Source organism: Dyella sp. SG609 (genome assembly GCF_012275375.1).
GTDB classification, from domain to species: Bacteria; Pseudomonadota; Gammaproteobacteria; order Xanthomonadales; family Rhodanobacteraceae; genus Dyella_D; species Dyella_D marensis.
In genome coordinates this window covers 76790-89240 of record NZ_JAAZQJ010000006.1, presented here as the reverse complement: position 1 = coordinate 89240, position 12451 = coordinate 76790, and the positions used below count along the sequence as shown (strand labels likewise).

At 67.1% G+C, this 12451-nt stretch carries 10 protein-coding genes; 1 reads left to right on the top strand and 9 read right to left on the bottom strand.

Annotated elements, in window-relative coordinates:
- Positions 1-9 precede the first annotated feature (9 nt).
- The 5 genes from FHW85_RS13060 to acnD all read right to left on the bottom strand — a co-directional run bounded on the left by FHW85_RS13060 (position 10) and on the right by acnD (position 8052).
- Positions 10-1116 (bottom strand): OmpA family protein, encoded by a 1107-nt coding sequence (locus FHW85_RS13060; protein WP_167258437.1) that lies wholly within the window; start codon positions 1114-1116, stop codon positions 10-12.
- Positions 1117-1437: 321 nt separating this feature from the next.
- Positions 1438-2547: an OmpA family protein gene (locus FHW85_RS13055; protein ID WP_167258439.1), complete on the bottom strand. Its 1110-nt coding sequence runs from the start codon at positions 2545-2547 to the stop codon at positions 1438-1440.
- A 188-nt stretch (positions 2548-2735) separates the two neighbouring features.
- Entirely contained in the window at positions 2736-4187 is a 1452-nt protein-coding gene (locus FHW85_RS13050; protein ID WP_168648516.1) for a bifunctional 2-methylcitrate dehydratase/aconitate hydratase, read from the bottom strand.
- A gap of 83 nt (positions 4188-4270) precedes the next feature.
- Positions 4271-5455: a 2-methylaconitate cis-trans isomerase PrpF gene (gene prpF / locus FHW85_RS13045; protein WP_168648515.1), complete on the bottom strand. Its 1185-nt coding sequence runs from the start codon at positions 5453-5455 to the stop codon at positions 4271-4273.
- 2 nt (positions 5456-5457) lie between these two features.
- The gene (gene acnD, locus FHW85_RS13040; RefSeq protein WP_168648514.1) at positions 5458-8052 is read right to left on the bottom strand and encodes a Fe/S-dependent 2-methylisocitrate dehydratase AcnD; all 2595 of its coding nucleotides are present in this window, start codon (positions 8050-8052) and stop codon (positions 5458-5460) included.
- A 344-nt stretch (positions 8053-8396) separates the two neighbouring features.
- Here acnD and FHW85_RS13035 point away from each other — a divergent pair, with 344 nt between their 5' ends.
- Positions 8397-9074, top strand: coding sequence for a TerC family protein (locus FHW85_RS13035; protein ID WP_167258448.1), 678 nt, complete (start codon positions 8397-8399; stop codon positions 9072-9074).
- Positions 9075-9275: 201 nt separating this feature from the next.
- Here the strand turns inward: FHW85_RS13035 and FHW85_RS13030 are convergent, their stop codons facing one another.
- From FHW85_RS13030 to FHW85_RS22390, 4 genes are all read right to left on the bottom strand, one after another.
- Positions 9276-10571 (bottom strand): acetate kinase, encoded by a 1296-nt coding sequence (locus FHW85_RS13030; RefSeq protein ID WP_246866750.1) that lies wholly within the window; start codon positions 10569-10571, stop codon positions 9276-9278.
- Positions 10572-10827: 256 nt separating this feature from the next.
- On the bottom strand, positions 10828-11340 hold the full coding sequence (locus FHW85_RS13025) for a hypothetical protein (protein WP_168648513.1): 513 nt from the start codon (positions 11338-11340) through the stop codon (positions 10828-10830).
- Entirely contained in the window at positions 11337-12023 is a 687-nt protein-coding gene (locus FHW85_RS13020; protein ID WP_167258453.1) for a C39 family peptidase, read from the bottom strand. Before FHW85_RS13020 ends, FHW85_RS13025 begins: the two co-directional genes overlap by 4 nt.
- Positions 12024-12027: 4 nt before the next feature.
- Entirely contained in the window at positions 12028-12429 is a 402-nt protein-coding gene (locus tag FHW85_RS22390) for a hypothetical protein (protein WP_246866749.1), read from the bottom strand.
- Positions 12430-12451 lie beyond the last annotated feature (22 nt).

Below are 12451 nucleotides of genomic sequence, written 5' to 3'. Positions count from 1 at the left end.
CGGTCGTGATTACTGCTGGACCTGCAGCTCGGTGCGACGGTTACGGGCGCGGCCCGAATCCGTGTCGTTGCTGTCGATCGGGTCGTTCTTGCCGTGACCGATCGGGCCCTGCAGGCGGCTGGCGTCGACGCCGTGGCCGGTCAGGTAGTCGAACACGATCTGCGCGCGACGCTCCGACAGGCTCTGGTTGTAGGCGTCCTTACCGACCGAGTCGGTGTAGCCGGCAACCGTCACCTTCACCTGCGGGTAGCGCTGCAGGGTGTCGATGGCCTGGTCGAGGATGGCGATCGAGTCGGCGCTGGGCTCAGCCAGGGCCTTCTTGATGTCCTTCTCGCCCTTCTTCGGACGGTCGAACTTGAAGTTCACGCCGCGCAGGTCGATGACGACCTGCTTCGGGCAGCCGTCCGGACCGACGATGGTACCGGCGGGCGTACCCGGGCACTTGTCGTCGCAGTCGTTCACGCCGTCACCGTCGCTGTCCAGCTTGGAGCAGTCCGGAGCCGGCGGCGGCGGCGGGGTGGCGGCCACCGGGGCAGCCGGCGGAGCGCCGAAGCGCGACACCACGCTGAAGCCCAGGAACCAGTCGCCGTAGCCATTCTTCTCCGGCTGGGTCTTGTCGTCCCAGTCGTAGCGGTAGCCGGCTTCCGCACGGATGTCGCTGCTGTCGGTGATCGACTTGGAGATACCGACGCCCAGCTCGGCGGCCGGCGACCAGGCCTTGTCGAAACGGCTGTGGTGGTAGCTGCCCATCACGCCGGCAAGCAGGTACGGACGCCATGCGTCGGCCGCGCCGAAGTAGTAGCGGGCGGTCACGCCGTAGTTGTTGTTGGACCAGTTGCCGCCACCGACCTTGGAGTCGATGTCGCGCTTGGTGCGATCGATGAACAGGTCGATCGAGGTGTTCGGCGCGATGAACTTGCCGACGCCCAGGCCGTAGTAAACCTGACGGCTGTTGGTGTTGCGGTCGGTGTCGTTGTAGTAGCCGCCGACGGTCGGGGCAATGTACCAACGGTCATCGAAACCGGCGGGTGCGCTGGAGCTGCTGTCCTGCGCGTGAACGGCACCCACGCCGCCCAGGGCCAGGGCAATCAGAAAATACAAGCCCTTACGATTCATCAGGTGTCTCCTCGTTTATTGGTTTTCGCGTCCGTTCCACCCCAGACGGAAATCGCGCGTCAGAACTTCAGGGTTCGACATTCGGGGGCCTCATGGCTCCCTGCTTGGCGTTCCTAACAGCAAGCGGCGCAGAGTGTAGCAAAACCGTTAAGAGATACACACGTCCCTTAACAGGTAAACGTGACAGCTTAAGCTTTTGGTGGGTTCTCGTTCAGGCAAATTCGCGTGAAAACGCGCCTCACCGAAAGTTCTTCGCACGTGGCTGCGAGGCAAAAGAAAAGCCCGGCTCGCGCCGGGCTTTTCTGACGACCATGCGGTCGGTTACTGCTGGACCTGCAGCTCGGTACGACGGTTGCGGGCGCGGCCGGCATCCGTGTCGTTGCTGTCGATCGGGTCGTTCTTGCCGTGACCGATCGGACCCTGCAGGCGGCTGGCGTCGATGCCGTGCGAGGTCAGGTAGTCGAACACGATCTGCGCGCGACGCTCCGACAGGCTCTGGTTGTAGTCGTCCTTGCCGACCGAGTCGGTATAGCCGGCGACCGTGACCTTCACGTTCGGATAGCGGCCCAGGGTGTCCACGGCCTGGTCCAGGATCGCGATCGAGTCGGCGGTCGGGGTGGCCAGGGCCTTGCCGATCTCGCCAGCCTTCACGTGGCCCTTCTTCGGATAGTCGAACTTGAAGTTCACGCCGCGCAGGTCGATCACGACCTTCTGCGGGCAACCATCCGGACCGACGATGGTGCCGGCCGGCGTACCCGGGCACTTGTCGTCGCAATCGTTCACGCCATCGCCGTCGCTGTCGAGCTTGGAGCAATCCGGCGGCGGCGGCGGGGGCGGCGTGGTGGTCGGGGCAGCCGGCGGAGCGCCGAAGCGCGACACCACACTGAAGCCCAGGAACCAGTCGCCGTAGCCGTTCTTCTCCGGCTGGGTCTTGTCGTCCCAGTCGTAGCGGTAGCCGGCTTCCGCGCGGATGTCGCTGCTGTCGGTGATGGTCTTGGAGATACCGACGCCCAGCTCGGCGGCGGGCGACCACGCGTTGTCGAAGCGGCTGTGGTGGTAGCTGCCCATCACGCCGGCCAGCAGGTACGGACGCCATGCGTCCCACGCGCCGAAGTAGAAGCGCGCCGCGGCGCCGAAGTTGTTGTTGGACCAGTTGCCGCCACCGATCTTGGAATCGATGTCGCGCTTGGTGCGATCGATGAACAGGTCGATCGAGGTGTTCGGCGCGATGAACTTGCCGACGCCCAGGCCGTAATAGACCTGGCGGCTGTTGGTATTGCGGTCGGTATCGTTGTAGTAGCCGCCCACGGTGGGGGCGATGTACCAGCGGCCGTCGTAAGTGGGCGTGGCGCTGGCAGTGTCCTGCGCGTGAGCGGCACCTACGCCGCCCAGGGCAAGCGCGATCACGAAGTACAAGCCCTTACGTTTCATCAGGTGTCTCCTCGTTTATTGGTTTTCGCGTCCGTTCCACCCCCAGGCGAACGACCCTGCGGGCCGTGCCGCCATGAGTCCCGGCCGATGCCGGCCTTGAAGCCAAACCACCCGAAACGGGCGCAGAGAGCTTAGCAAAAAACAAACAATTCTCCGAACGCCCGTTCAGTTTTTAGCTCACACCGTCTTTACAACGTGAAGAGTTCCAGGAATTCCTGAACAGGCATGGCGTCCAGCCTGCTCGGGTCTGCTATCGCGTGGAGGATCGCCCCGACCTTGTGCCCGGGCAAGTGCCCGCGCATCGCCGCTTCGAATTTGCCGAGCAGCACCGGGATGCCTTCCGCCCGGCGCCGGCGGTGGCCGATCGGATAATCGACGGTGATCTTTTCCGTACTGCTGCCATCTTTAAAGAACACCTGCACCGAGTTGCCGATAAAGCGCTTGTCGGGGTCGTAGTAGTCGCGGGTGAAGCGCGGGTCCTCGCTGACCGCCATGCGGGCGCGCAAGGCATCGATGCGCGGGTCGGCGGCGACCTCGTCGCCGTAGTCCTCGGCGGTCAGGCGGCCGAAGATCAGCGGCACGGCCACCATGTACTGGATGCAGTGGTCGCGGTCCGCGTAGTTGGCCAGCGGGCCAGTCTTGTCGATGATGCGCGCGCCCGCCTCCTGGGTCTCGATCGCCACCTGGTCGATCTCGTCGAGGCGACCGGCCACCTGAGGGTGCAGCCGCATGGCGCACTCCACCGCGGTCTGCGCGTGGAACTCGGCCGGGTAGCTGAGCTTGAACAGCACGTTCTCCATCACATAGCTGCCGAACGGCCGCTCGAAGCGGAAGGCGTGTCCCTTGAACGCCACGTCGTAATAGCCCCAGGTCGCCGCGCTCAGCGCGGATGGATAGCCCGCCACGCCGCGGTAGACCGCATGGATCGCATGGGTCACCGCGCGGCGGCAGGCGTCGCCCGCCGCCCAGCTCTTGCGCGGGCCGGTGTTCGGGGCGTGGCGGTAGGTGCGCAGGGCGCCGTTGTCGATCCAGCTGTGCGAGACGGCGGTGACGATCTGCTCCCTGCTGCCGCCCAGCATGGCGGCGGCCACCGCGGTGGAGGCCAGCCGGACCAGGATCACGTGGTCCTGCCCCACTCTATTGAAGCTGTTGAGCAGGGCGTAGCAGCCCTGGATCTCGTGCGCCTTGATCGCCCAGCCCAGCACCTCGCGCACGGTAAGCGCCGTGCCGCCCTCGCGCTGGGCCTTGCGGCCGAGATAGTCGGCCACGGCCAGGATCGCGCCGAGGTTGTCGGAGGGGTGGCCCCACTCGGCCGCCAGCCAGGTGTCGTTGAAGTCCAGCCAGCGGATCTGCGTACCGATGGCGAATGCCGCCTGCACCGGGTCCAGCTCGTAGCTGGTGCCCGGCACGCGCGCGCCGCCCGGCAGCACGGCGCCCGGCACCAGCGGGCCGAGGTGCTTGACGCATTCGGGAAACTTCATCGCCAGCATTGCCGCAGCCAGCGAATCCAGCAGCATGTAGCGCGCCGTGTCGTAGGCTTCGGCGGAATCGATGCGGTAGTCGAGGACGTAATCGGCGACGTCGACCATCGCCTGGTCGGGCGACGGCCGCTCGGCGGAGCGGATGTCATGCGAACTCATGAAGCCCCTCTCCTGGCAAGCCTGATCGAGACCACTAACCATGTCGCCGCATCCGGCGGCAGTCAACGCCCGCCCCCGCCGAATCAGACTGCAGGCAGGCGCACCCAGCCTTCCATCAGCACGCGCGCGCTGCGGCTCATCACCGCCTTGGTCACCGTCCACGCACCGCCGACCTGCGCCGCTTCGGCACCGACCCGCAGCGTTCCCGAGGGATGGCCGAAGCGCACCGCATAGCGCTCGCCGCCGCCGGCCGCCATGTTGACCAGGGTGCCGGGAATCGCCGCCGCCGTGCCGATCGCCACCGCCGCCGTACCCATCATGGCGTGGTGCAGCTTGCCCATCGACATGGCGCGCACCAGCAGATCGATGTCGCCCGCCTTCACCGCCTTGCCGCTGGAAGCGACGTAGTCCGCCGGCGCGGCGACGAACGCCACCTTCGGCGTGTGCTGGCGCGTGGCGATCTCCTCCAGCGAACCGATCAACCCCATGCGCAACGCGCCATGCGCGCGGATGGTCTCGAACATCGCCAGCGCCTTCGGATCGCCGTTGATCGCGTCCTGCAGCTCGGTGCCGGTGTAGCCGATCGCCGCGGCCTCGACAAAGATGGTGGGGATGCCGGCATTGATCATGGTCGCCTTGAGCGTGCCGACGCCCGGCACATCCAGGTCGTCCACCACGTGGCCAGTGGGGAACATCGCCCCGCCCGCGCCCTCTTCGTCCGCGGCCGGATCCATGAATTCCAGCTGTACTTCCGCCGCCGGGAACGTCACGCCGTCGAGTTCGAAATCGCCGGTTTCCTGCACCGCGCCGCCGGTCATCGGCACGTGGGCAATGATCGTCTTGCCGATATTGGCCTGCCAGATGCGCACCACGGCCACGCCGTCGCGCGGCACACGTGCGGGGTCGACCAGGCCGCCCGCGATAGCGAACGGACCGACCGCCGCCGACAGGTTGCCGCAGTTGCCGCTCCAGTCGACGAAGGCCTGGTCGATCGCCACCTGGCCGAACAGGTAGTCCACGTCATGGTCGGCGCGCGTGCTGCGCGACACGATCACCGTCTTGCTGGTGCTGGAGGTGGCGCCGCCCATGCCGTCGATCTGCTTGCCGTACGGGTCGGGGCTGCCGATCACCCGCTGCAGCAGCGCATCGCGCGCGGCGCCGGGCACCTGCGCGGCTTCGGGCAGGTCCTGCAGGCGGAAGAACACGCCTTTGCTGGTGCCGCCACGCAGATACGTGGCGGGAATGCGCAGCTGGGGAGCGTGGGCCATGGTCATGCCGCCTGCGAAGCTTCGAGGAAGTCCTGCGCGAAACGCTGCAGCACGCCGCCCGCTTCGTAGATCGACACTTCTTCGGCGGTGTCGAGGCGGCAGGTCACCAGCACGTCGACGCGTTCGCCGTTGCGGCGGTGGATCACCAGCGTAAGTTCCGCACGCGGCGTGCGCGCGCCGATCACGTCGAAGGTTTCGCTGCCGTCGATGCCCAGGGTCTTGCGGTCGGTGCCGGGCTTGAACTCCAGCGGCAGCACGCCCATGCCGATCAGGTTGGTGCGATGGATGCGCTCGAAGCCTTCCGCCGCGATCGCTTCCACGCCGGCCAGACGCACGCCTTTGGCAGCCCAGTCGCGCGACGAACCCTGGCCGTAGTCGGCGCCGGCGATCACGATCAGCGGCTGCTTGCGTTGCATATACGTCTCGATCGCTTCCCACATGCGCATGACCTTGCCTTCCGGCTCCACGCGCGCGAGCGAGCCCTTCTTCACCGCGCCGTCGACCACCGCCATCTCGTTGAGCAAGGTGGGATTGGCGAAGGTGGCGCGCTGCGCGGTGAGGTGGTCGCCGCGGTGGGTGGCGTAGGAATTGAAGTCTTCTTCCGGCAGGCCCATCTTCGCGAGGTATTCGCCCGCGGCGCTGTCCAGCAGGATCGCGTTGGACGGCGACAGATGGTCGGTGGTGATGTTGTCGCCCAGCACCGCCAGCGCGCGCATGCCCTTGAGCGTGCGCTCGCCGGCCAGGGCGCCCTCCCAGTACGGCGGACGGCGGATATACGTACTCTGCGCGCGCCAGTCGTACAGCGGCGCGGCCGTGGTGCCGCCCTGGCCGCTGCGCGCGAACATCGGCTCGTAGACTTTGCGGAACTGTTCCGGCTTCACGCTGGAGGACACGATCGCATCGATCTCCTCGTCGCTGGGCCAGATGTCCTTGAGCAGCACCGGCTGGCCGTTGGCGTCGACGCCGAGCACGTCCTTCTCGATATCGAAGCGGATAGTGCCGGCAATGGCGTACGCCACCACCAGCGGCGGCGAAGCGAGGAAAGCCTGCTTGGCGTACGGATGAATGCGGCCATCGAAGTTGCGGTTGCCGGAAAGCACCGCGGTGGCGTACAGGTCGCGCTCGATGATTTCCTGCTGGATCTTCGGATCCAACGCACCGGACATGCCGTTGCAGGTGGTACAGGCGAAGGCCACGATGCCGAAGCCGAGCTGTTCCAGTTCCGGCAGCAGGTTCGCTTCCTTCAGGTACAGCTCCACCGCCTTGGAACCGGGCGCCAGCGAACTCTTCACCCACGGCTTGCGGGTAAGGCCGCGCGCATTGGCATTGCGCGCGAGCAGCGCCGCGGCGATCACGTTGCGCGGATTGCTGGTGTTGGTGCAGCTGGTGATGGCCGCGATGATCACCGCGCCATCGGGCATCTGGCCCGGCTGTTCCTGCCACTCGCCGGCGATGCCGCGCGCGGCGAGATCGGCCGTCGGCAGGCGCTTGTGCGGGTTGGACGGGCCCGCCATGTTGCGCACCACCGAGGACAGATCGAAGCTCAGCGTGCGTTCGTACTGCGCGGCGGCCAGCGTATCGGCCCACAGCCCGGCGGCCTTGGCATAGGTTTCCACCAGCTTGACCTGCTCGTCGCTGCGGCCGGTCAGGCGCAGGTAGTCGAGGGTCTGGCCGTCGATAAAGAACATCGCGGCGGTGGCGCCGTATTCGGGCGCCATGTTGGAGATGGTGGCGCGATCGCCCAGCGTCAGGCTGGCCGCGCCTTCGCCGCGGAATTCCAGGTAGGCGCCGACCACTTTCTCCTTGCGCAGGAATTCCGTCAGCGCCAGCACGATGTCGGTGGCGGTGATGCCGGGCTGGCGCTTGCCGGTCAGTTCCACGCCGACGATGTCCGGCAGGCGCATCCACGAGGCGCGGCCGAGCATCACGTTCTCTGCTTCCAGGCCGCCCACGCCGATGGCGATCACGCCCAGTGCGTCCACGTGCGGCGTGTGGCTGTCGGTGCCGACGCAGGTGTCGGGGTAAGCCACTCCCTCCTGCACCTGGATCACCGGCGACATCTTCTCCAGATTGATCTGGTGCATGATGCCGTTGCCCGGCGGAATCACGTCGACGTTCTCGAACGCCTTCTTGGTCCACTCGATGAAGTGGAAGCGGTCCTCGTTGCGGCGATCCTCGATCGCGCGGTTCTTGGCAAAGGCCTGCGGATCGAAGCCGCCGCATTCCACCGCCAGCGAGTGATCGACGATCAGCTGCACCGGCACCACCGGATTGACCTTGGCCGGATCGCCACCGCGCTCGGCGATCGCATCGCGCAGGCCGGCGAGGTCGACCAGGGCGGTCTGGCCGAGGATGTCGTGGCAGACCACGCGCGCCGGGAACCACGGGAAGTCGCGCTCGCGCTTGCGCTCGATCAGCTGCCGCAGCGAATCGGCCAGGATCGCCGGATCGCAGCGGCGCACCAGGTTCTCGGCCAGCACGCGCGAGGTGTACGGCAGCGTGTCGTAGGCGCCCGGCTGCAGCGCCTCCACGGCGGCGCGCGCATCGAAGTAATCCAGCGAGGTGCCGGGAAGGGGTTTGCGGTAGTCGCTATTCATATGTGTCGAGAACCCAGGAAGAGATTGCCCGGCCCGCGTCCGCCGGGCGGCGGCCGCTCGCGTCGATGCAAAACCGCCACATTGTAGCGAGGGAAAGCCTTTTGCTTAAGGGTGTTGGCTTGACTGGTATGCACGGCGCCACCGACAATGGCGGGCACTAATCCCAAAGGGGAGTAGTTCCGGACGCGCCGCAGCGCGCGTCCGTGCAGTGGTCGTCATCACGGGCGGAGCACCGCCCCGGTCACTGCAGCGGTTCTGCCGGGAACGAGACTTTTGCGGTAATCACGAGGCTGCGTGCGCTCGTGGTTGCTGCATTCGTCCCGCGCGCAGGAACATGAACCGCCATGGATTTCCTCACCCCCGAATTCTTCTCCGGCCTGCTGGCCATCGTCCTGCTCGACCTCGTGCTGGCGGGCGATAACGCCATCGTCATCGCCATGGCCGCGCGCAACCTGCCCAAGCAGCTGCAGAAGAAGGCGGTGTTCTGGGGCAGCTTCGGCGCGGTGGCGGTGCGCGTGGCGCTGACCGCCGTGGTGGTCTACCTGCTCAAGCTGCCCGGCCTGATGCTGGTCGGCGGCCTGCTGCTGCTGCCCATCGCCTGGAAGCTGCTGCGCTCGGACGAGGGCGACGGACACCAGGTGAGCGCCGCGGCGGGATTCTGGACGGCGATCCGCACCATCGTGGTGGCCGACGCACTGATGGGCCTGGACAACGTGCTGGCGATCGCCGGCGCCTCCGGCGGCCACATGGTGCTGGTGATCATCGGCCTGGCCATCAGCGTGCCGCTGGTGGTGTGGGGCTCCACCCTGATCCTGAAGCTGATCGAACGCTTCCCCGTCATCGTCTACATCGGCGCCGGCGCGATCGCCTGGACCGCCGCGCGCATGATCGCGCACGACCACCTGCTGCACGACTGGTTCGATGCGCACGGCTGGGCGCGCTACGCGCTGGACGTGCTGCTGGTGGCCGCGGTGTGCGGCGGCGGGTGGTATGTGCAGAAGCGGCGCGCGAAGCTTGCGTGAGTCGAAAACGGGCGGCCACGGGTGTGCCGCCCACTCCAAACCCCGTCATTCCGGCGCAGGCCGGAATCCAGTGACGACGGCGCTGGCTTGAGCGACTACGCCACAAGCATCGCTTGAGCGGCGACACGACAACCGAATGTTGCCGCTACTGGATTCCGGCCTGCGCCGGAATGACGAACTTGTAGCACCGCCGCGGCGCGCTCAATACATCATCGGCACCCGCACCGTCACCGTCGCGTCCGGCGTATCGCGCGTCACGCCCACGCCCAGGGTGAAGTTGAGCGTGCGCTTGTCGCTGAAGCGGTACGAGCCGCCGATCAGCAAGGTGCCCAGCACCGTCTTCACCGAACCGGCCACCCGACGGTTGTTCTGCTTGGTCACGCCTACCCAGCTCTGGTCGTAGCCGATGCTGAAGGAGGCCTTCTCGTTGAGCGCCAGGCCCATGCCCACGCTGACGTCGGCCACGTCGCCGACCTGGATCTTGCCGAGGTTCTCCTTGCCCGCCAGCACCAGGGTGCGGCTGACGTTGTTGCGCGCGAAGTTGTGCAGGTAGCTGACGTTGCCGAAGAACACCACCGGGTCGGACGGATACAGCCAGGTCACGCCCGGCTGCAGCGAGTAGAAGCCGCTGCCGGTAGGCAATTGCAATGGCAGGCCGGTGCCGGTGGCGTTCTGCACGCAGCGCTGCACGCAGTCGGTGGTGACCTCGAACGGATCGCGGCCGGTGCGCGATTTCGCGCGCAGCCAGGCCACGTAATAAGCCTTGTCGGCGCCGCCGTCGTTGAGCTGGTAGCGCAGCGTCGCCTCGATGTCGCCCAGGCCGCTGCCGCTGGCGCCGAAGGCGCGGTCGGTGGCGCTGCCGGTGAAAATCTCGCGGCTGATGGTGTCGGTGTGCCCATGCACGAAGGGAATGCGCACCTCCGCTTCCATCCGGTTGGTGATGCCGTAGCGCAGCGCGATCGCGCCGGTCTGCGTGGTGGTCTTCACCTGGCGCACGTCGACCAGGCCGATCAGGATCGCCGGAATGATGGTGTAGCCCACCAGCGCCACGCGGTCCGCCGAGGAATAACCGAACTGGTACGAGGGTTCGACGATCAGCTTGCCGGGCGGCGTCAGCACGCCGGGCTGGTCGAAGATCGGCGCCACTTCGGGCGGGCGCGAGTCGCGCTGCGGCGCCTGGCCGACGGGCTGCGTGTCTTCCGGGCCCGCAGCGGCCACCGCATCGGCCGGCATCGGCAAGGCCGTGGCCGAACTGCCGGCCGCGCGGATATTGCCGGCACGCTGACGGTCCAGCACATCCAGGCCCACTGCCTGGCGCAGCTCGCGGTATTGGGCTTCCTGCGCGGCGAGCGTGCGCCTCATGGTTTCCAGCTGTTCCATCTGCGCGGCGATCTGGCTGCGCATGGCATTCAGGCGCTCGCCTTGCGCTTTCACCTGCTGGTGCAGTTCATCGGATTCCACTGCGGGCGCTTGCTGCGCGGCGACTGTGCTGGCCATGAGCGCCAAGCCCACGGCTGCGGCGACGCTATGCCTTACCCCACGATTCCCGATCATCACCCTCTCCCCGGTTCCTTGATTGGCACTTTCTTCTCTCACTCCCCAAGGCAAACCCTTCTCCCTCCGGGAGAAGGTGGCGGCAGCCGGATGAGGGTCCGGGCGGAGCGCAACGCACCACTCCGGCCGTACCCTCACCCCAACCCCTCTCTCCCACAGGGACTACCTTCGGGTCGCCGACGGGAGAGGGGCTTCATGCTCAGCGGCCGAGCGGGTTGCTCAAAGCCGACTGCAGGCTCTGCCCCAGATTCAGACTGCGGAACGCGCCGAGCGTGTTCACCGAAACATTGAGCGTGGTCATCGCCGCGATGCGCTGGTTGTCGAGCGTGTTCTGCACCACGGTGGTCGCGGCGTTCTGGCCGAGCGCAGCCGGATCGACCGCGTTGCCAGGCCCCACCTGCACCACCGCGGCCGTATTGATGGCTGCCGATAGCGCGCTGGCCTGCGCCGGCGTGAGATGCGCGACGTCGGGAATCTGGATATGGGTGGACGCGACCAGGTTGCCGTCGACGTACACCACGCGGTCCAGCCCCAGCGACGCCACCAGGCCCGTGCCGAGATCGAAGCCGCCGCGCGCCGCATCGAGGCGCGCCTCGCTTACCGGCGTCCACTGCGCAACGGCCTGCTCGTCCGCGTAAGCGCGCGGCGCCGCCAGCGCCGTCGCGACCAGCAGCGCCAGCCCCAGGCCGGCGCGATACGTGCGCGTGCTCATATGTCCCCCGGCCCCCGCTTGGGGAGGGTGATGCCGTCCAGGCCGCGGCGGTCGATGCTGGTGCCGAGCGGCGCCAGCGGCGCGGCGCGCCAGTCGGACGGGCTGTTGAAGACCGCCAGCGTGCGGCGGTTGTGGATGACGAAGACCAGGCGGTTCTTCCACATCGCCTCGAAGCGCGCGCGCGGCAGCGAGCGCGTGCCCAGCGCGGGGTCGCCGATCAGCACGCGGTCGTAGAGCAGGCCTTTCACCACCACGAAATGGTGATAGCCGCGCTCGTCGATCAGCACGATCGCCGGCAGGCGTTCCTGCTGCAGCTTGTCCAGCGGCACTTCGAAGCCATCGGCATCGAAGCCGTTGGCGGCGAGATAGCGCTTGATGTCCAGCAGCGAGAAGCCTTCGCGGCCGATCTTGGCGCGGTCGCCGTGCGCATACATCTGCGCGAACGCAGCTTGCTCGTCGACCGGATAGCCGTATTGATAGGTAAGCAGCGTCGCCACCGCCGCCGAGCCGCAGCTGAAGTCGTACTTCTGCCGGATGGTGTTGCGGAAGCGCGCTTCCTTCAGGCTGGTGAGCCTGAGGCTGAGGCTCTGCCCCTGCGCGCCCGGCACCGTGATCGACGCAGCCGGCGCCGCGCCGTGCCAGCACAGCGCGGACAGCAGCAGCACCGGCAGCCATGGCCTCATGGCGCTACTGCCGGAACTGCACGTTGATGATGGTGGCGTTCTGGATCAGCACATTGTTGCCGGTGTTCTGGATCACCATCGGCACGCCGGCGGCCCCCTGGAAGGAGCCTGCGCTGATCGAGTTGGTGCCGGTGACCACGTCGTCGGCCTGGTTGTTGCTCACCGTGCCGTCGAGGGTCATTTTCGCGCTGACGTCGGCGCCGCCGCTCAAGCTCGCGAGCACCTTGCTGTCGACGCGCGCGCCCAAGCCGTTCACTTCATCGGGATGCGCTGCCGCGGCCGCGCGATAGGCCGATGCGGGCGAGGCGGACAGATACGTGGGCGCCGCTTGCGCCTGCGCCAGCCCCCATGCACCCAGCGACAGGCACGCCATGCCGACGCCGCATGCAGCTGTGATCTTCCTCATGGCGGTTCTCCCTTGCGCGAAC

Coding starts and splice junctions, on each gene's coding strand:
- FHW85_RS13055 (WP_167258439.1), bottom strand. CDS start 2,547: ATGAAACGTAAGGGCTTGTACTTCGTGATCGCGCTTGCCCTGGGCGGC.
- FHW85_RS13060 (WP_167258437.1), bottom strand. CDS start 1,116: ATGAATCGTAAGGGCTTGTATTTTCTGATTGCCCTGGCCCTGGGCGGC.
- FHW85_RS13035 (WP_167258448.1), top strand. CDS start 8,397: ATGGATTTCCTCACCCCCGAATTCTTCTCCGGCCTGCTGGCCATCGTC.
- acnD (WP_168648514.1), bottom strand. CDS start 8,052: ATGAATAGCGACTACCGCAAACCCCTTCCCGGCACCTCGCTGGATTAC.
- FHW85_RS13020 (WP_167258453.1), bottom strand. CDS start 12,023: ATGAGGCCATGGCTGCCGGTGCTGCTGCTGTCCGCGCTGTGCTGGCAC.
- FHW85_RS13025 (WP_168648513.1), bottom strand. CDS start 11,340: ATGAGCACGCGCACGTATCGCGCCGGCCTGGGGCTGGCGCTGCTGGTC.
- FHW85_RS13030 (WP_246866750.1), bottom strand. CDS start 10,571: ATGGCCAGCACAGTCGCCGCGCAGCAAGCGCCCGCAGTGGAATCCGAT.
- FHW85_RS13050 (WP_168648516.1), bottom strand. CDS start 4,187: ATGAGTTCGCATGACATCCGCTCCGCCGAGCGGCCGTCGCCCGACCAG.
- FHW85_RS22390 (WP_246866749.1), bottom strand. CDS start 12,429: ATGAGGAAGATCACAGCTGCATGCGGCGTCGGCATGGCGTGCCTGTCG.
- prpF (WP_168648515.1), bottom strand. CDS start 5,455: ATGGCCCACGCTCCCCAGCTGCGCATTCCCGCCACGTATCTGCGTGGC.